General features: G+C 67.8%; 16 protein-coding genes and 5 pseudogenes. 9 read left to right on the plus strand and 12 right to left on the minus strand.

Annotated elements, in window-relative coordinates; genetic code table 11:
- Positions 1–90 precede the first annotated feature (90 nt).
- Positions 91–390, plus strand: a pseudogene (locus tag ACFVYE_RS46000) (integrase core domain-containing protein); the annotation flags it as partial.
- Positions 391–898: 508 nt separating this feature from the next.
- Here ACFVYE_RS46000 and ACFVYE_RS46005 read toward each other — a convergent pair.
- A pseudogene (locus ACFVYE_RS46005) lies at positions 899–1,282 on the minus strand (Ku protein); the annotation flags it as partial.
- Between the two features lie 449 nt (positions 1,283–1,731).
- On the minus strand, positions 1,732–2,853 hold the full coding sequence (locus ACFVYE_RS46010; protein ID WP_389609524.1) for a PP2C family protein-serine/threonine phosphatase: 1,122 nt from the start codon (positions 2,851–2,853) through the stop codon (positions 1,732–1,734).
- 167 nt (positions 2,854–3,020) lie between these two features.
- Here ACFVYE_RS46010 and ACFVYE_RS46015 point away from each other — a divergent pair, with 167 nt between their 5' ends.
- Positions 3,021–4,052 carry a helix-turn-helix domain-containing protein gene (locus ACFVYE_RS46015; RefSeq protein ID WP_383977136.1) on the plus strand — a complete coding sequence of 344 codons (1,032 nt, stop codon included), beginning with the start codon at positions 3,021–3,023 and terminating at the stop codon, positions 4,050–4,052.
- A 120-nt stretch (positions 4,053–4,172) separates the two neighbouring features.
- Here ACFVYE_RS46015 and ACFVYE_RS46020 read toward each other — a convergent pair whose 3' ends face one another.
- A complete protein-coding gene (locus tag ACFVYE_RS46020; RefSeq protein WP_383977139.1) occupies positions 4,173–5,105 on the minus strand; it encodes a hypothetical protein in 933 nt (310 codons plus the stop codon).
- Positions 5,106–5,201: 96 nt separating this feature from the next.
- Here ACFVYE_RS46020 and ACFVYE_RS46025 point away from each other — a divergent pair, with 96 nt between their 5' ends.
- Positions 5,202–6,080, plus strand: a complete 879-nt coding sequence (locus ACFVYE_RS46025; RefSeq protein ID WP_383977141.1) for an ATP-grasp domain-containing protein — start codon at positions 5,202–5,204, stop codon at positions 6,078–6,080.
- 81 nt (positions 6,081–6,161) lie between these two features.
- Here ACFVYE_RS46025 and ACFVYE_RS46030 read toward each other — a convergent pair whose 3' ends face one another.
- The gene (locus ACFVYE_RS46030; protein WP_383977144.1) at positions 6,162–6,737 is read right to left on the minus strand and encodes a DUF5134 domain-containing protein; all 576 of its coding nucleotides are present in this window, start codon (positions 6,735–6,737) and stop codon (positions 6,162–6,164) included.
- Positions 6,738–6,804: 67 nt separating this feature from the next.
- Positions 6,805–7,254, minus strand: a complete 450-nt coding sequence (locus tag ACFVYE_RS46035; RefSeq protein ID WP_389609527.1) for a cupin domain-containing protein — start codon at positions 7,252–7,254, stop codon at positions 6,805–6,807.
- Positions 7,255–7,507: 253 nt separating this feature from the next.
- Between ACFVYE_RS46035 and ACFVYE_RS46040 the strand changes: the two are divergent.
- Both ACFVYE_RS46040 and ACFVYE_RS46045 read left to right on the plus strand, forming a co-directional pair.
- A pseudogene (locus tag ACFVYE_RS46040) lies at positions 7,508–7,732 on the plus strand (NAD-dependent epimerase/dehydratase family protein); the annotation flags it as partial.
- Between the two features lie 179 nt (positions 7,733–7,911).
- On the plus strand, positions 7,912–8,247 hold the full coding sequence (locus ACFVYE_RS46045) for a hypothetical protein (RefSeq protein WP_389609540.1): 336 nt from the start codon (positions 7,912–7,914) through the stop codon (positions 8,245–8,247).
- Between the two features lie 492 nt (positions 8,248–8,739).
- Here ACFVYE_RS46045 and ACFVYE_RS46050 read toward each other — a convergent pair whose 3' ends face one another.
- Both ACFVYE_RS46050 and ACFVYE_RS46055 read right to left on the minus strand, forming a co-directional pair.
- On the minus strand, positions 8,740–9,750 hold the full coding sequence (locus ACFVYE_RS46050) for a helix-turn-helix domain-containing protein (RefSeq protein WP_389609529.1): 1,011 nt from the start codon (positions 9,748–9,750) through the stop codon (positions 8,740–8,742).
- 7 nt (positions 9,751–9,757) lie between these two features.
- The gene (locus ACFVYE_RS46055; protein ID WP_389609531.1) at positions 9,758–9,985 is read right to left on the minus strand and encodes a hypothetical protein; all 228 of its coding nucleotides are present in this window, start codon (positions 9,983–9,985) and stop codon (positions 9,758–9,760) included.
- A gap of 765 nt (positions 9,986–10,750) precedes the next feature.
- Here ACFVYE_RS46055 and ACFVYE_RS46060 point away from each other — a divergent pair.
- The 3 genes from ACFVYE_RS46060 (at position 10,751) to ACFVYE_RS46070 (ending at position 13,865) form a co-directional block, all read left to right on the plus strand.
- The gene (locus tag ACFVYE_RS46060; protein ID WP_389609533.1) at positions 10,751–11,305 is read left to right on the plus strand and encodes a hypothetical protein; all 555 of its coding nucleotides are present in this window, start codon (positions 10,751–10,753) and stop codon (positions 11,303–11,305) included.
- Between the two features lie 1,295 nt (positions 11,306–12,600).
- The gene (locus ACFVYE_RS46065) at positions 12,601–13,245 is read left to right on the plus strand and encodes a dihydrofolate reductase family protein (RefSeq protein ID WP_389609534.1); all 645 of its coding nucleotides are present in this window, start codon (positions 12,601–12,603) and stop codon (positions 13,243–13,245) included.
- A complete protein-coding gene (locus ACFVYE_RS46070) occupies positions 13,242–13,865 on the plus strand; it encodes an ATP-binding protein (protein ID WP_383977989.1) in 624 nt (207 codons plus the stop codon). Before ACFVYE_RS46065 ends, ACFVYE_RS46070 begins: the two co-directional genes overlap by 4 nt.
- A 14-nt stretch (positions 13,866–13,879) precedes the next feature.
- On the opposite strand, the gene ACFVYE_RS46075 is transcribed toward ACFVYE_RS46070, so the two are convergent.
- The 4 genes and pseudogenes from ACFVYE_RS46075 to ACFVYE_RS46090 form a co-directional block, all read right to left on the minus strand.
- The gene (locus ACFVYE_RS46075; protein WP_383977986.1) at positions 13,880–14,194 is read right to left on the minus strand and encodes a hypothetical protein; all 315 of its coding nucleotides are present in this window, start codon (positions 14,192–14,194) and stop codon (positions 13,880–13,882) included.
- Between the two features lie 341 nt (positions 14,195–14,535).
- Positions 14,536–15,690 (minus strand): Gfo/Idh/MocA family protein, encoded by a 1,155-nt coding sequence (locus ACFVYE_RS46080; protein WP_389609537.1) that lies wholly within the window; start codon positions 15,688–15,690, stop codon positions 14,536–14,538.
- 480 nt (positions 15,691–16,170) lie between these two features.
- Positions 16,171–16,401, minus strand: a pseudogene (locus ACFVYE_RS46085) (SDR family oxidoreductase); the annotation flags it as partial.
- Positions 16,400–16,522: pseudogene (locus ACFVYE_RS46090) on the minus strand (IS110 family transposase); the annotation flags it as partial. The pseudogenes ACFVYE_RS46085 and ACFVYE_RS46090, both read right to left, overlap by 2 nt.
- Between ACFVYE_RS46090 and ACFVYE_RS46095 the strand changes: the two are divergent.
- Entirely contained in the window at positions 16,518–16,757 is a 240-nt protein-coding gene (locus ACFVYE_RS46095; protein WP_383977980.1) for a hypothetical protein, read from the plus strand. The pseudogene ACFVYE_RS46090 and the gene ACFVYE_RS46095 sit on opposite strands and share 5 nt — an antisense overlap.
- Before the next feature lie 179 nt (positions 16,758–16,936).
- Here ACFVYE_RS46095 and ACFVYE_RS46100 read toward each other — a convergent pair whose 3' ends face one another.
- Complete coding sequence (locus tag ACFVYE_RS46100) at positions 16,937–17,554, minus strand: TOPRIM nucleotidyl transferase/hydrolase domain-containing protein (RefSeq protein WP_383977977.1); 618 nt, start codon at positions 17,552–17,554, stop codon at positions 16,937–16,939.
- Positions 17,555–18,288 lie beyond the last annotated feature (734 nt).

The raw sequence follows: 18,288 nt of genomic DNA on the forward strand, positions 1-18,288 counted from the left end.
CGCTCGGTTGGAAGACGCCCGCCGAGGCGTTCAACGAGCAGCTACAGTTGCTTCAACAAGCTGGTGTTGCAACGACCGGTTGAATCCGGCCAATATACGAGTCGAATCTTCGCTGAAGTCTGCAGGTCAGCCGGGGTGCGGCAGAGTATGAGCGCGGTCGGGTCCAGCGCGGACAACGCCGCCGCCGAATCGTTCAACGCCAGCTTTAAAAGAGAGACGTTGAAAGGCCGAAAGGACTGGTCGAGCGAGCGTGAGGCCCGACTCGACGCCTTCCGCTGGCTGACCCGATACAACACCCGACGCCGGCACTCCCGCCTCGGACAACGCTCCCCGATCGCTTACGAGAACACCTTCCAAACAACATCAACTACCCTGACCCGAGCCGCATAGACGTGTTCAAGATCCGGGGTCAAGGCCCGTCCTCGGGTCCCCCACGAAGCTGACCAAGGACACGTCGGTGGCGTTCGCCGCGGCGGTCAGCGGCTACATCCTGACGTGGTTCGGTGACAACACGCCGCCCGACGGAAGGCTGCGGTTCAGCCTCACACTTCCCGACCCTCAGCGCCGGCCGCCTGCCGTTGCTCCAGCTCAGCCGGCTGCGCCTCGCCCGCGCCGACGTATCGGAGTTGTGACGACGTCGTAGTAGCTGTTGTCGTACCGATCCTGGGGTTTGTCGATCGAACGGGAGTCCCGACTGGGTGGTCGCGGGGTACTCGGTGCATACGAGCAGGGCCTCCTGAGCAGCCCGCTGGTGTCGAATCACCGAGCAACATCAGGAGACCCTGCTGCCGCAGTGTTCCGTGTTGATGGGCGGGCAGTCCAGTTCAGTCACGCTGGAGTGTGACTGTCTGCCTCACCGGTTCGGAATCGCCGCGGACAACGGGTCCCGGCAGCCGCGTCATCCGACGGACATGACGGACGCGGAGCAAACACCCGCGCCGCGTACGAGCAGTACGTTCGCAGTCGTCTTCCTGCTGGGCCGCATCTCGTGCACGGTCGCGCCCCCGCTGTGCTCACCGCGCCCTTCCTTGGCCGCCTTGACCGAGGCGTTCAGAGCGGCCATCAGGTCCATGACCTTCCCGGGCGCCCGCTCCTCGCCCTCGGCCGGCTCCGTGAGCTCCTTTCCCTCCGACTTCGCCTCGATCAACCCCTCCAAGGCATCACGGTACTGGTCCCGGAAGGTGCTGATGTCGTCCATGGCCATGGTGTCGGTGAGCTGGACGGCCCGCTCGATCTCGTCCTCGTCCAGATCGGTGGCCTTGGGCGTGAGGGATTCAGGGCTGGATGTGTGCCGAGAAGGGCGAGGATGCCTGGCGAACGGCTCGCGGCGGACGCCAGGCATCCGCTTTGCCCGCGACCTGCTTCTCCGGCCCTGACCGTTCCTTCACCTCGATGACGAAGGTGCTCGGCGTCCGGCCGGCAACCACCGGCGCTGCACGTTTGGCAGAGCGTCCGGTAGCGGGACGAGTGGCCGCCGGTCCTTCCGGCCTGTGAGTACCGGGCCGAAGCCGAGCCAGCGCAGGGTCGCCCCATCGCAGTCACGGTGTGCCGGCCGGCGACCGGGGCGGCCGGCGACCAGCCCCCGTCGTCCGGCGCCGCGTTGACGTAGTCGAGCGTGGCCGCCTGCACCTCCGCCTCGGCGTTCTCCTCGGGTGTCCGGCGCTCCGGGCAGAGCAGACCGAAGGACAACTCTGCCGTGCGCGGGGCTTCCCGTGTACAACGAACGGCCTCTCAGCGGTTCGGTGACCGTCGCACAGTCAGTACCGCCACGTCGTCGTGCTGGCCGCCGCCCCCGGCGAACGCACGCGCGTCGTCGTAGAGCGCACGCGGCAACTCGGTGGGCGAGAGCGACACACGCCGGGTGAGGCTTTCGGCGAGGGGGTAGAACGCACCGTCCGCGACGCGGGTCTCGGTGAGTCCGTCCGTGGTCAGGAGCAGGGTCGCGCCGGGCGGGAAGACGAACCAGTCGACCGTCGCGGGTTCGTCTGCGAGTTCGGCGAGACCGAGGGGGACGCCGGACGTGAGGGCCGGCGTCGTAACGGTGGCGTCCTGTAGCACCTGTGGCAGGACGTGACCGCAGTTGATGGCCCGCGCCTCCGCACCCGCATCGATGTTGAGGATGAGCGCGGTGACGAACCGTTCGTCGTCGCCGGTCTGCGCGGCATAGGAGTTGTGCCGTACGACGGAGGCGTCCAGGGCATCGACAAGCGCGGGCAGAGTGGGCTCCCGGTGGGCCGTCGCACGGAAGGCACCGATGACAGCGAATGCGGCGCCGACCGCCGGGAGTCCCTTCCCCTGGACGTCTCCGATAAGCACCCGGGTCCCCCACGGTGAGTCGACGACGTCGTAGATGTCTCCGCCGACCAGACGGTCCTCCTGTACCGGCTCGTACACGCCATTCACCAGGACGTCGTCAGTGAGCATGGGCAGGAGGCGCAGGATGTGGCGCTGCATCGCGGCCGCAGTGGAGCGCAGTCGCAGCATCTCCTGCTCACGGCTGATGCGGCGGTGGCACGCGTAGACGGAGGCCGCGCCCAGGACGAGGGTGAGCAGGACCATGAGGATCCTGTCCAGCCACGGCCGCCCGTCCCCCTGACGGACCAGCATGGTGACGATGACGACGAGCCCGGTCCAGGCGAACACGAACTTCGTCTGGCGAACGGTGCACAGTGCTGACGCCGCCCCCGGAAGGAACACGAGCAGTCCAAGAAGCCACACCGGGGACTCCGACAGAGCCCCCAGAATCATCACCAGCAGGGTCACCGAGGCGACGACGACCACCACTTCGGCCTCGCTCGGCGGTGCGATGGCCTCGACCGAACGCCTCGGCTTCTTCGTATGCGTACGGAGCACGGGACCTCCCGGACAGATGGCGCATTTCTCCCTCACCGTAGGCAGGCCCCGACCACGGGGCGACCGCGCCTCGCCAGACTGCCGCGCCTCTCCAGGCTGCAGACAATGCGGGCCGGCGCAAGGCGCACCGGGCGGCGGGGATAGAGTTCCCCCCGAGGGGGAACTGGATGCTGCAGGCACTGGGGCTGAGCCCAGCCGAAGAGGCCGTCTACACCGCTCTGCTGCCCCGGCCGTCCGCCTCTGCGCAGGACCTCGCCGGGCAGACCGGGCTGGGGCGAGCCGAGATCGCCCGCGTCCTGCGCGACCTGGCGGCACGCGGACTGGTCGCGGTGGTGTCCGAGGCAGTCGGCGAGACACCCGACTCGGCCAACCGGCGAGCCGACGGCGGACCCGCCACCCAGTACCGGCTCACGCCACCGTCCGTGGCCCTCGCCCCGCTCCTCGTCGAACAGCGCAACGCGCTGCAGCGGGCCGAGACCGCCTTCTCGATGCTCACCGAGCAGTACCGGAGCGCCGCCGCACACCCCGCGGGCAGTGTCGTGGAGGTGGTCGTCGGCGTGGAGCAGGTCGCCCACCGGTTCCACCAGCTGCAGCTCGGCGCGCAACGGGAGTTGCTCGTGTTCCTTGTAGGCGCGCCGACCGCGGTGCCGCGCGAGGACACCGACATGGCGGAGAGTTCCGCGCTGGACCGCGGGGTCGAATTCCGGGTCGTGGCCACCAAGGACTACCTCGGCGGGCACGAGGTGGCACCGGACATGCGGGCGGCCATCACAGCAGGGCTGGAACTCCGCCTGGTCGAGACCTTGCCACTGAAGATGGTCGTATCGGACCGGGAGCGCGCCATGGTGCCGCTGGAGATGGCCGGTCCTTGTGGTGAGCCGAGTGCCATCGTGGTGCACCGCAGCGGCCTGCTCACCGCCCTGGTGCACCTGTTCGAGAAGGAATGGGACCAGGCCCGGCCGCTGTACCCCACTACCACGGGTGTACGGGTGCAGGCGGCAGCGGAGCAGTGGCCGACCGAGGGCGAACTCGAAGTTCTGGCACTGCTGTTGGCGGGGGTCTCCGACCGGCGTACGGCTTCGCAGCTCGGCGTCTCCATTCGGACCGTGGAGCGGCGGACGCGCCGCCTGATGGACCTTGCGGGAGCGGATTCCCGCCTGCAGCTCGGCTGGCACGCCGCCCGCGCGGGCTGGCTATGACCGGCACCCTGTCGTGACCGCCTGACGGAAACCCGACATGCGGGAACACGTCACGCGCGGGCGCCCCTATGCCCTCCCCACCTCTGCCAGGCCGCAGCCGCACCACGGCATTCGATGGCGTCAAACAGGGAGACTCATGCGCCCCATCACGCGTATACCCATAGGCGCGGCGTCCGCCGCAGCCCTGGCCTTCAGCGCGGTCACACCGTCCGGGCCCAGGGCGAGCCCGAAGGCGCGGATCGTGGCCGGGGCGTCCTCGGGGAGGACGCCAAGGGCCCGCAGCCGCAGGTAGAAGTCGGCCTTCTTCTGCCCGCCGCGGGCATGCACCCGGCGCTGGGCATCGACGAGTTCCACACAGTCGCCGACGGTGATGTTGTTGATCCCTCCGCCTTTGCAGGCCAGCAGGGTCGCGATCCGTGTGGCGGCGATCTGGGCGTCCTTGCCCGAGCTCGCCGGCCCTGATGCGGCCAGCTTGTGCAGGCGCGCGAACCCGTCAGGGTCTCGGACCTCGGCCATCACGGAGGCGAGATACCGGTGCGTGCGGGTGAGCATCCACGGCAGGCCGGGACGGATGACGTCTCCGCGGATCAGCATGAGCAGCCCGGAGGCCAGGTCCTCGCGGTCATGTGACGGCGAGGGTCCGTGCTCGCGCAGCCACCGCAGTGGGAGATCCAACCAGCTGGCACCGGGGAGGTCTTCCGCCCCGGTGGCCGTCCATCGCTGCTGCCAGGTATCTCCTGGCAGGCTCGACAGCCAGCGCAGCAGCTTGGTCACTGCGCGGCGGCGTCCGGCTCGGGTGCCGTTTGCAGCTGGGAGGAATGGCGGTGCCATCAGCCGTCGCAGCGTCTCCTGCACTGTCTCGCTGTGCGCGACGGTGGCCGGGGCATAGCCGGGCCCGGTCGGTGGCTTGCCGGTCACGGGGTTCGAGGCGTGGCCGACCTGTCCCGATCGGCGCCTCGAGGTCTTGCCTCTGCTCGGCTTGACCGTCAGCTGAATCCAGCGGCTGAAGTCCCGGGCTTCGGCCCGGGTGGCCCGGTCCCAGGGGACGCCCACGGCTTGCAGGAACCTTCTCTGCACATTGCAAGTCGCCGCGCCTGGCAGCACCAAACCAGTGGCCCGAGGCTCTTGAGGTTCCGTAGCGTGTCAGTCATGCCGATGCCTGTCCTGTACTGCCGTGATCCGTTGAATCCTCGACGCGTGGACGAACACTTCGCGCAGGAAGCACAGGAGGTGCGCGCCTGTGGCGGGGTGGTCGGGTTGGTCGACCACGATGCGTTGCTGCAGGGTGACGCACAGCAGGCTGTTGCACACGTTCCGGCTGGGCTGGGGAGTGCCTGGTACCGGGGCTGGATGATTCCGGGCGATCGATACACCGCGTTGGCTGAGGCGCTGAGCCGACGCGGCACCGCGTTGCTCGTCGCTCCAGAGCAATACCGGGCCGCTCACGAACTGCCTGGCTGGTATCCGATGTTCGTCGACATCACGCCCGCGAGCGTGTGGCGTCCCACCAAGCCCGGTGAGATCTTGGCCGCCGAAGACCTGGCTGTTCTCGCCGAGCCGTTGCTGCCGGGCTCGGGAATCGTGAAGGACTACGTCAAATCCCGCAAGCACGAGTGGGAGCAGGCGTGCTTCATTCCCGATCTTGCCGACGCGGTGGGGCTGACACGGGTCGTGCAGCGCTTCGTGGACCTGCAGGAGGAGGTCCTTGCTGGTGGGGTCGTTCTGCGCAGCTTCGAGCCGTTCTCGAAGCCGGAGTCCGTTGCGGCTGAAGTGCGCGTGTGGTGGCTGGATGGTGAACCTAGGCTGCTCACGCCCCACCCGGATAGCCCCTTCGAGCGTGGGCTGGTGCCCGACCTTGACCATATCGGGCCTGCGGTGCAGCGCCTGGGATGCCGGTTCGTCACAACCGACGTGGCCCTCCGCTCGGATGGAGTGTGGCGAGTCGTCGAAGTCGGTGACGGCCAAGTCAGTGACCTGCATCCGTCGACCAATCGAGGCGAGTTGGCCACTCTGCTGGTCGGTCCGTAGCACTTGCGGAAGCGGCCCCGCGCTGTCATCACCCAGACCGGTTCAGAGAACTCCGAGCAGTACCTGGGTATGCCGAGGGGCTCATGACGGCCCCCCAGGCCGGACGCCCGGCATGCCGAGGTTGACGGGCTCGAAGCGTGTCAGCCTCTGGGTCTGTTCGCGCTTCTGCTGGAGGAAGGTGAGGGTGAGGTCGAGCCCTTCGACTTCTCCAAGCCAACCCTCGTGCGAGGCTCGGCTGCGGCGGGCTTGGAGGTGGGAGGGGCAAGGTGCGGCCTGGTGCGCCGTCGCGGTTCCTCCGGACTGGTTGGAGTGCGACGGGCCCGCCGTTGAGTGTGGCCTCCAGACCATCGCGGACATACCCACCGCGTAGGCCAACCTCCTGGCGGCCTCGGCCACTGCGGGCTTCTCGCGGTGGCGGACGGCCGTCAGTGGGAACCACACCGTGGCGGCTGCGAAGAAGAGCGTGAGCCCTGCCTCCGGCAGGGCCTTCCCCCAAGGCATCGCCGCCATGACTGTGGCCATGGCGGCGTGCAGGAGATGGTCGACTCGGCTGCGCCATCCAGAGCCGGCCGACAGTACAGCGTGCCGTAGCCCGTGCACTGCCGCAGCCACGAACAGCGTGGTCAGCATGCCGTACACGATGTCGGTGGCACTCATGCCTTGTCGCGCCCTCCTACGGTGCGGCAGGGCTCCGTCTGAAGCCGACGAGTTCGCACGTTGCAGGTCAGGCGGTCGGCCGCGGGGCGCGTAGATGGGCGCGCTGTTCCAGCTCCTCCTTGTCGACGAGTTCGAGCATGGGCTTTCCCGGCGCGCACATCATGGTCACGACGAACCGGGTCCGGGCATCGGTCAGCGCATTGCCGTCCTGGTAGTGGATCACGTCACCGCCCGGCTCCCAGAACGTTCCGCCGGCTTCCACCACCTGCTCGGGCTCGCCCTCGAGTTCGAAACGGACCGCGCCCTCGATGACGTATCCGAAGGCGGGCCCGGAGTGGCGGTGCGGCGGGGTTCCCGGGTCGCCTGGCTCCCACTCGACCTGAATGGTCATCGCCGATGCGCCTTCGGGAATCGTCAGCGGCGCGGCGTCCTGCAGCACTTGCGCCGCGGTCATCCAGCTCTCCGACGCCGCCTGGTCGCCGGCTCCGTGCATGTGCGCTGCGTGGTTGTCTGACACTGTGTGCACCTTCCTTGGGTCGCCATGTCATGGGCGGGGTGCCCCGTCGGGTGCCCGGTCGCGGCCCCATGACCGTTCATCAGTGTTGACCGGCCGGCGTGTGGATCTGTGACAGGTAGGGCGGTCCACGGTCAAGTTCATCCGGCGGTGTCACAACAGCGGTGCAAACGCTGTTCCAGGTGTTGTGAGCAGCTGACGTCGCCGTCACGAACGCATCCGTGGGGTCACCGACCCGCGATGGGAAGAGACCCAGATGAGAGTCGTTGTTGCAGGGGCCACAGGCCTGATCGGTTCCAGGACTGTCGCCGGGCTCCGGGACCACGGTGTGGAAGTCGTACCCGTCTCACGCCGCGAGGGTGTCGATGTCATCACGGGGCAGGGGCTCGCCGGGGCCTTGCGGGGCGCCGACGTGATCGTGGACGTCACCGACGCGCCCTCCCGCGCGGAGGCGACGGGCGTGGAGTTCTTCGGCACGTCGACCGCCAACCTGCTGCGGGCCGCCGCCTCCGCAGGCGTCGAACACTGTGTGGCGCTGTCCGTCGTGGGTACCGACCGGGTACAGCGGGGCTGCTTCCGTGCGAAGGCAGTCCAGGAGGAGCGGGCCCGGCGCTCGCCGATCCCGCACTCCCTCGTCGCGCCACGCCGTTCTTCGATTCCGTGGACGCCCTGTCCCGCTCGACCGCGCACACGGACGGCGTGCACGTCGCGCCCGTGCAGATACGCCCGGTGTCGACGGACCATGTCGCGGCCGAACTCGCCCATGTCGCAGTGGAGTTGCCGATGTTCGGCGCCCTGGAGATCGCCGGGCCCGAGGAGTTCCCGCTCGACGAACTCGCCGCGAAGCTGCTGGCCGCCCGCGGCGACCTGCGGGGCGTGGTCACCGCCGCGCGCGCTCCGTTCTTCGGCGCCGTGGTCGGGGAGCGGTCGCTGCTGCCCCGGACAACGGCCCACCCGGGTCACGAGACGCTCACGCAGTGGCTCGGGCGGCGCTGACGGCTGCGGCGGAGTCCGCCCCACGCCCCGCGTGTCTGCGCGTTCCCCGCCGCCCGGCGTCGGAGCCCGTCTCCGGTGCCGTGGTCGGCCCCTCTTCTCCCCACGCCGTGACAGGAAGGCTGGCATGACACCGCACATCGCAGTCTTGGTCCGGGCCTCCCGAAACCCATGGGATAAAGGCGGCGGGAGAGGAGAGGCCATCGGATAGAGCACTCTCCAGCACCGCAAAGCGGCCCATCCACCAGATTCGGCAGGCCGCTACGGACTCCGGTGGGTTAGGTGTTGGTGTCGAATGCGGCACTCACGCACAGTCCGGTCCCTCTCCTTCAGGGCGGCGCCTGCCTTGCCCTTGGTGAACGTGCGCGTCGCAGCGGCGGGCACGACGGACTGCAGCTCTGTGGTCGTGGCAGTTCAGTAAGGGCAGGGCATCCGCCCCTGGAATCTTGGCTCGGGCGCTTTTCGCTGACCGGGCTTACGGCTGAACCGCCAGGGCTACGCGTCGCGGAGCAGGCGTAGTTGAAGGGTCCTCTCCAGGGCCTGGGAAGCGGCCGAGCGTGGGCGGCCAGGCGCAGCAAGGACGGGTGTGGCGCTGGTTGGGCTGGGTTTTTTGTGAGGCTGGAGGCGGTGGGCCGGGCGTTCGTAGCGTCGCGGGATCCGGATGGGCAGGCCGGAACGAGTCTGGCCTGCTGGCGGGTGGGGACGCTGCGGGCCCTTCCAGATACGGGGCGTGTCGGTGTTCATGTAGTCGCTCACCACTTGGTCACGAAGGTAGTCGTAGTCGGGGCCGTTCGCGGCTGCGGTCATCAGTAGGACGGGGGGTTGGGGTGGCACGGCCTCGGGGCCGTCCACGACGCGGATCTCGACCACAGCCGGAGGCTGGCGGGCGTGGGTTCGCGCGATCCGGTCCCAGGCTCGTTCCCACGGTCCGACTTTGCGGGGGGAAGCGCCGAGGGCTTCCATGAACGCGGTGACGTGCTCGCGGGAGGGGACCGCTTCCCCTCGCAGGACAGCGCTCAGGCTGCTTTTCGGAAGCCGGAAGTGCCGGCCATCAGCGGTGCGCCCGGCCTCGGATTGCAAGTAGCCCAGAGACGGCTGGCCTTCCCGAGCACGGACCTGGATCATCGCCCGGCGTAGCTGGCCGAAGGTCTCGATCAGTTCCGGGTGAGTGAGTGCGGAGCGCACCGAGGTGGCGAGGTCCTGAAACTCTGTGGTGGTCTCTTCGCGACGCCGGAGTTCTTCCTCGGAGCGGCGGGCGGCTTTCCACAGGCGGATCGCTTCTGCGGGGTCGGCGTCGCAGGCGCGTGCGTAGGCTTCGACGAGTTTGCGGGAGGGGACTTTCCCGCTGGCGCCGCGCGAGAGCATGGACGCGGTGAACCGGTTTCCGATCAGTTTGGCCATCGCCGCGTAGGTGACGCCTCGGCGCTCGCGCTGGGCACGTAGCCACAGCGCGAGCGCTTCGGACTGCCGGGTTTCTGCGGCGACGGCGTTCTCGCGCCGTCCCATAGGTGGGTCAGACTGCCTCGGGCGACGGCGCTGTCGTCGTGCGTATCGCCTTCAGCGAACTGACGGCGACGTAGAGGGCGCCTGCGATGAACTCAAGAGCGCCGAACATCGGCAGGCCGGCCAGGGCGAGGGCTCCTGCTACGAGGATGACGACGAGGATGGTGATCACTTCGCCGGGCGTCAGCGCGCCCGGGGAGGCGTTGGACGGGGACTGCGGGAAGAGCGATGAACGCATGCATGTCTCCAACTGATGTCGTGTCAGGACCCTGTTCAGGGCGTGGACTTGGGCTGCACCGTGACAGCTGACGGGGACTTCCAGGTCTGGTCCGTCAACCTGCGGCGATCCTCTCACCGGCAACCCGGCCATCACAATGCGAGGCCCGTCGGGCAAGGGCGTTGATTCACGAACGTCCAGAGCGCGGGTCCACGATGCGGGCGAACGGGTGGACGAGCCGGCAGCCGGTTACCAGGAGGCCGCAGGTCAGGAGAATGAAACCATTTCTTTCATTCGTTTCCGTCCATCCGGCGTTGCCGAAGGCACGCACGCGATGACACCCTCCTGGCAACGCTGCCTCGGGTACTCGTACCCGAGGTCTCCCTGGCGTCGTGGCTGCACCATGGAACAGGGACCGGGCATCACCGCGTTCCAGCGCGGCGCCCCAGAGGGTGCCCGCGTCCTCACCGGACGCGGCCACCCTCCGCACCCTCATAAGCCGAAGCAGTCAACCGATTCAACGGCCGAGCACGGATTCCGGCGCCGCGCATCTACGGCTTCACCCCTGGCACACTTCGGTGCGCGGAAAGGGCGAGACAAGTTGGCGACGTGCGAGGCATGGGTCCTGGAGGTTCTCGGAGCGGTGAAGCGGCCGGGGTGGAGTAGGGTTTTCGCCGGGTCGACCGGGCCCCGGCGGTTCCCATGCAGGTGGGCCCGGGTGGTGCACACCCCTGGTGGGGACGATCCCCACATCACGCTGGATCACACCGCATCGAGGATCAGCCTTTGACTCCGCACTCCCTGGCGTTCTACGTGGACGTCGTCACCACCGGCACCTTGCTCGGCGTGGGCCCCGCGGATGCTCCCGACCACGTCACCAAGGTCCTTGGGTCGGACTTCGGGGAGAACGCCTTCGGCGACCACAGCATGTGCCGTGACTATGGCCTCGCCGAGTTCTACTGGGACCGCGCTTCCGCCGACCACCCCTGGTCGGGCCACCACTTCACCCTGCAGGTGCACCGTCTCGCGTACCGGGACCGCACCCTCGTCAACGACGCGCTTCGCGCCCGGTACGGGCGGTTCACTCCCAGGCTTCGGTTCAAAAAGCTGCAACGCCTACTGGAGCGGCGCGGTGTCCCCTTGTTGGAGATCCCGGAAATCCCGGCGCACGCCCCGTATTTCCGTACTTTCTGGCAGCCCGATTCCCATGTGGCCCTCTCCGTCATAGGCACCTACGGCGAGTACAGCACGCCGGACAATCTGCGGGTCGGCGACGTGTACAGCGTCCAGGCCCCGATGGCTGCCGAGGAAGTGGAGTGGCGGAGGGCGCGGGTCGGGTAGCACAGAGGGCGGGCGGGGGGCTTGCCAATTTCGCGCAACCCTGCGGCCAGTGGTTCGTGGACGGACGCATGCTTGGCGCGGGTGTGGTCGGCGAAACCATGTCCGGTAGGCCGGGGCGAGCCGGACGGATCTTCGAACTTCTTCGGCTCGGGGACGGACTGGGCTGGATCTGGCGTCAGGACCCACAGGCACCCGCTGTGGGCTGCGACGCACCGCTCGGCGGCCTCGCTCAGGTTGTGCCTGGCTTCACAGGTCAGATGGAAGAGCAGATGTTGATGAATCTCAGCAGCGGTCCCGGTTCTGAGAGGCTGAAAATATTGATGCGAAGCAGCAATACCTGAGCTCACCGGCGCTGTCGGGTGGCGTCTGGACGTAGGTCGTCATCTGAGCCGGCGCTTCCACCATGGCTCGAAGGCAGGCGCGAAGGGATCTTGCAGTGTCCGCGCCAGGAATCGGTCGTCCAGAGGCGCGACCGTCGTGAGGAACTCGCGACGCGCCTTCCGTCGCATGGATGCGGCCGCCCCTTCCAGGAGCGTTCGGGCATGCATGTCTCTCCAGCACGTGGTTCCGTGTCCACGGTTGGATCCATGGTGTGGCCACTCATGAAGCGCCAAGGCCCATGCCCGAAAAGCGTGGGCGACGGACCCCGGGGGCAGCCGGTGTCGCGCCTCGAACTGTGCGATCTGTCGATTTGTCGCAGCGGACAAGCCCGTGATGACTTGCTTGGTGCCGGCTGCCCTGCGCGAGGACTGTTCGGCCCTGATCTCGCCTGGTGAACGGCGAGGCATAAAGACTTCCAGATGGTCAGAACACAGGTGTCTTGACGATAGGCCGTTGTCTTCGACGGCCTCAAGGGGGCTCCGCGCGGCAGTGGCGAAGCCCGTGAGTCGATCAGCCGGCGCGCCTGTTCGGCTCGGGCGCGGGTGGTGGCGAGTCGGTAGGCCCACACCCGGTAAGGGTCAATTCCAGGCAACTTCCCGAGGGTCCGCCGAGCGGGTCACCGTCACTCAGCGTGCTTGCTCCACGGAAAGTGAGCCAGAACCCGAGAAATGACGACACGACTTGGGCCGCCCGCCGTCTGCGACAGCTCCTTCAAGCCTCCTCGTGACCGAGTAGAGATAGTGAAAGGCTCCGCAGGGGCGGACGCTCCCTCACCACAGACGCCTGCCCAAACCGCGCAAACCTCACAGGTCGGAACACTGGGTAACCCAATTTCTGACCGGTCACGGGCGCAGCGATGACTTTTCTCGGCCCGGCAAGTCTCACCACCGTTGTCGACAACACAGGAGGAGCACGTGGCTCAGCTACTGAGAGTCCAGAACTTCAACATCTCGAGTGACGGGATCGGTGCCGGTGAGGACCAGACCCTTGAGAGGCCATTCGGTCATGTCGAGCCCGAGAGGCTGTTCGCCTGGGCCGGTGCCACGGCGAGCTGGCCCATGCGCACCGACCCCGGGGGGAGCCGGGGCCTGGACGACTACCTCACGCGGGACTACGCGCGCAACATTGGCGCCGAGATCATGGGCCGCAACAAGTTCGGGCCCCAGCGCGGGCCCTGGCGCAACCATGAGTGGCAGGGCTGGTGGGGTGACGAGCCCCCGTTCCGCACCCCGGTATTCGTCCTGACCCACCACAAGCGTCCTTCACTCACGCTTTCCGACACCACGTTCCACTTCGTCGACGGCGACCCTGCCACGGTCCTCGAGCAGGCCCGGGAGGCGGCGCAGGGCAAGGACGTCCGACTCGGCGGCGGGGTTACCACCATCCGGCAGTTTCTCGACGCCGACCTCGTCGACACCATGCACGTGGCGGTCTCGCCCGTGAAGCTCGGATCCGGAGTACGACTCTGGGAGTCCCCCGATGAGCTGCTCGACCGGTTCCACCTGGAGGTCGTTCCCAGCCCGAGCGGGGTGACGCACCACCTGTTCTGGCGAAAGTGACCAGTCCTCAGGGCTGGCCCCGGCGAGCTGTTTTGCCTCCCGGGGCCGCCCCGAGGCGGGCCGTCGAGTCGCGCCTCGGGCGGTCAGCCGGCCTTGGCGGTTTCCTCAGCTCGTGCCCAGGTGGAGGCGAGCCGGAATGGATCGGTCGCGCGAAGAATCTGGCTGTGGCCGGGCCCTCCGGCACCGGGAAAAGCCATCTCGCCGAGGCCATGGCGAACAAGGCGATCGACGAGGGGATGAAGGTCTCCTGGTTCACCCTCGAATCGCTCACCGCCCATCTGGGCCGGGCGACCGTCGACAACACCGTCTCCAAGGCCGTCGCAAAGATCACCCGGTGCGACCTCATCATCATCGACGACATCGGCATGCTGCCCTCCGGACAGGCCACCGCCGAGGCGTTCTACCGAGTCATCGACGCCGCCTACGAACGCCGGTCGGTGATCGTCACCTCGAACCTGCACCCCTCAGGATTCGATTCGATCACGCCCAAGACCCTGGCCACCGCCGCCGTCGACCGGCTTCTGCACCATGCCCACATCGTCCTGACCGAGGGCTCCAGCCTGCGGTTGACCCAGGCCACCAGCGGTCAGGGGTCATCCCGCTGGCTTCGCCATGAGTGATCAACCATCAGCCGTCAGAACGTCCCATCGCCTCCGGTCAACCGGCCAGCCATGCGCTGCCGGAACTCGTCGAACAGGCGGAAGAACGTGTCCAGCGGCGGCTCGTCGGGAAGATGCCGTTCAATCGCGCTGGCCCAGCCCAAGGACATCGGCAGGCCGTACTCCCGACTCAGCCACGAGGCGAACGGTCCGGAGGAGGGATGGAAGGCGAAACTCTCATCCACTCCGTGGACCTGCAGGGCGACTGAGTAGCCGAACAACATCATGCTCAGCTCTTCCAGCGAGCCGCCACGAACCCACATGCCGGGCCGCAGTCGCACCTGTTCCACGAACTCGAAGGCGTCCCGCCACTCGGCTATCGGCCGGGGCCGCAGTTCCCGATCATCTGGCACCCGTCCACCCTACGCAGAACGCACCCACGGCGATAGCCGCAGGCCAGTCGCCGGAACGTTGAGCCGCACGGGCGATGAATTGTCATACCGGACAAGGAGATCAACTGTCCGCCAGAAAGGATCTGGCCTGTCCGCTCACCCGGATGTCCCACTGTCCGTGGACAGCTCGTCATCACCTCGGGCAAGAACCAGGGGCAAACGCCCCTCAGCCGCCACGGCCTGCCTCATCCTCGCCGAAGGCGAAACGGTCGGCCTCAGGACCTGACCCGCTTCGGGGCCTACACGCCTTGGCCTGCGAGTGTGACCTTCCGCCCGGTGCGTGCCGCTTCTCTGATCCGCTCCAGCATGCCGTGCCGCCGGACGGCGTGCCGGAAGTCGGGAACGCCGTCCTCGTCCGGCGCGAGGCTCCCGGTGATCTGGTCGCGCAGAAGCGCGTACCCGTGGGCGACGTTATAGGCGGGCTCGGCGGATCGCTCGGTCCAGTGTGTCAGCGACCGCTGGTAGCGGGCGGGGACCGGAAGTTCGACCAAGCCGCGGTCGTCGCCTCGGGCGCCGTACAGCCGCAGCCGCCCCATCCACCACAGGTCGTGGTCGGCCTTCACGACGAGATCGCCCTGGGTGCCGTTGATCTCCCAGTGGAACCCGGTGGCCCGGGATGTGCCGCCGCGGAAGTGCATCGCGGCCACCGCCCCCGATTCGAGCAGACCGGTCACGGCGATCTGGTCCTCGGTGCTCTTGGCCGCGACCGCACCGCTGGTCACGTGGGTGACCTCGGGACGCAGGTTCTCGATGTGAGCCGATACCTCGCGGAACTCGCCGAGCACCATGGTCAGCGCGTCGACCGAGTGCCCGAAGGGGATCGACAGCAGTGTGGCGCCGCTCGTGACGTCCAGCAGGTACGCATGGTCGTCGTCGTACGTGGCGCCCCAGGGCCCGCCCCAGCCGAGCATGCTGGTCGACAGCACCCGCCCCACGTAGCCGTCGGCGACCAGGTCCCGCAGATACCGAAGCGGCGGAGCCGACCGGGCCTGCAGGCCGACTCCTGTGAGCACACCTCTGCGCTGCGCGAGGTCGGCCAGTTCCTCGGCCTGCGCGAGGTCGGCACCGAGCGGCCACTCGCTGAACACCATCTTCCCCGCTTCCAGCGCGGGTCGGATGAGTTCCAGGTGGTGCGGAACCTTCACTGTCACGACCACGAGGTCGACTTCCTCACTGCGGGCAAGCTCCTCTGCGCTGTCGAAGGCCAGCGGCACCGCGTACTTCTCGCCGGCGGCACGCGCCGATTCGGCGCTGCTGGCGCTCAGCGCCCGCAACTCGTATCCGTCGAGCCCGGCCAGCGCCGGCGCATGGGCGCTGGCCGCCCACCCGCCGCTCGCGCTCAGACCTACGACACCGACACGAATCAGCTCTCCATGAGGGGAAGTGGACGTCATGTGCACCCCAGTGTTCGCAACCGTCTGCTCTTCTACCCCAAAACGGCCAATAGCCATGAAGGACACGGTCCAAGCATCACGTTCAACTACATGCCGATTGATTCACCGTTCGCTATCGGCACCTCAACTCGGCGAGTGAGCTTCCCCGCACCCTGCCCTGCGGCTCGTCGGTACCGCGGAACCGGCCAAGGAACGACCGAACGATTGATCGGCGCTGTACGCCGCCGAAATGTGCGGACGGCACCAGGCCGTGATGCCATCGGCGTACCGATAATTTCCGTTCCGAGTACTCCCCGAGGGCCTCGACGGTCTGCAGACAGACCCTCTCGCTTCACTCCTGTTGCGGATCAATGCTGTTGGGCGTCTCCCTGGGGATCGGCTCTTCACGTCCCGCCTTCGGCAGCGCGTGGACGGAGGCGGGCCCGGAGCCGGTCGGCACCCCTGTGAGTCCTTGAACTCCCTCAATCATCAGGGAAGCACAAGGAACGCGATCACCTCTGCCACGTCCTCGGGATCGCCGGGCCGGCCCATCGGCACATTCAGGTGCTCCACGACCTGCTGCTGTACCTCCTCCACGCCGACGCCCTGTCGATCGGCGATCCGCTGGAGGTGCTCGACGGCGCCCTCGGTGGCCACAAAGCCCGGCAGGACGCACACCACGCGCACGCCGTGCTCGCCCACCTCGGTTGCCGGCTCACGGCTGTAGGCATTGTGAGGGGGCGAAGGCCCACTGGTATCCGGCGTGGTTGAGCCGGTTGTTCTTCACGAAGCGACGGCCGACGTACTTCCGTTTACCCGAGGCCCTGGTGATGGGGGCCGCGCCTGTCATGCTCGTTGTCAGCATTGTCTTCATCTGCCTTGGCGTTTCCTTCCTCTCCGCGCACGGTGCCGCCTGGGCCCGCGACCGGGTCGAGAAGCAGCGCAAGAGCCGGGTCTCGACGCATCCTGGTCCGCCGCCATGGACGTACGGCCACGAAGCCCGGCTCACCCGCCTCCTCGCTCTCATCTGGCTGATCGCAGGCTCGGCCATCGCCGTCATCTGCTCCATCGTGCTCACCCTCGGATGAGCTGCCCTTGCCCAGGCATGGAGCAGCACGACAACTGCGTGCCGGCCTGGACACAGCCAACGGCAAACGTCAAACGGCAAGCCGGCTGAGCGCCACTTGTGGTCCCTTCAGTCGGCCACCTCGGACGGACGGCGGGACAGAGCGCCCGAAGTGGCTGTGACCGCTCTTTCGTTCGTCGGTCACAGGCACGTGATGAGGTCGTCGAGCGGTGCCGGTACCTGTCCGTGGTCGAGGGTCTCCACCAGGAGACGGCCGTAGCGGATCTTGCGGCCCTTCTTCGTGCCGAGGAAGCGCCGCAACTGCTGCTGCCGGGGCCGACCGTGGTGTGCGGGCTGACGCAGGAAGGTCTGCCAGGCCCGCAGGTCGCCCTCGGCCCGGATGATCTCCTCGACCCGCGCCGTGCCCAGCGCACGAATGAGCTCGTCCTCCAGGTCCGCCACGCACACGAAGAAGCCCCGGTGCGGCGCCCGGGCCCGCTTCAGACCGCGGTCGTAGAAGCGCTGCTCGCCCTCGTCGCACAGTCCCCTCAGTTGCAGGCCAAGGCCGGGTGGCCCGAGAAGACCGGCGTAGCGGCCGATACTCATCGCCCCGCCCATCGGCACGACGCACACCCCTTCGGCGGCCAGGTCCCGGCCGCGCCGTGCAGCCAGTGCCTCGACGGCCGCGAGGTCACTCGGTCCTTCCAGCAGCACCGCCGTCCGCAGTCCCAGTTGCACAGCCAGATCACTCGCCGGTTCGCCGGGACCGCCGGCTGCCCAGCTGCCGACCGCGTCCCGAAATGCCTGTATGTCCACCATGGAGCGAGTCTGCACTTTCACCGGCCTGCACTGCACGGAATATTTCGACGGCCCCGCTCGACATGCCCGGCACCCTCGTCACCTGGGCCCTGTGACAACGCGGCCAGATACCGCTGCCCAAGAAACCCGTGATCTGGAGCCCACGGATGCGAACCGGCCACCTACCACTGACGGTCACACCACGATCCCTCGGGAGGTGCGACTGAGTACATCAGTTGGCCAGACGGGCCAAGCAGCGCGCCAAGAACTCCTGAGCCGACGGCACCACCCGCTCGAACAGTTCCCACAACTGGTCCCGGACCAGACGCTCCACGATCGTCACCACCACAGACTACCGATCAAACCAAATGAGACGATCTCCAAGTACACGCCAACTGCGTCTGCCCCGGCCTGGCCATCACCGACAGGGTCGACGCCATCATGAACGACGACGCCCTCCTCGATCGCGCCTGGAACCGCATCCCCCTGCGCCGCGCCGCCCAAGCCGACGAGGTCGCCTCCCCCCTTCGCCTACCTCGCCGGCGACGAAGCCGCCGTCATCACCGGCATCACCCTCCCCGTCGACGGCGGACACACCTGCACACACGGATGCGCGCATCCACATGCGTTTTCAGGGGGCAGGTGGGCCGCGGGCCTTGACCCAAGGCCGGGAAGTTAACGAACGCCCGCTGATTGCAAGGTAGTTGGTGACCAGGTTGTGGCTGCGTAGAGGCCGGGTCCGATCTTGTGGATGA

Source organism: Streptomyces sp. NPDC058239 (assembly GCF_042882185.1).
Classification (GTDB): domain Bacteria; phylum Actinomycetota; class Actinomycetes; order Streptomycetales; family Streptomycetaceae; genus Streptomyces.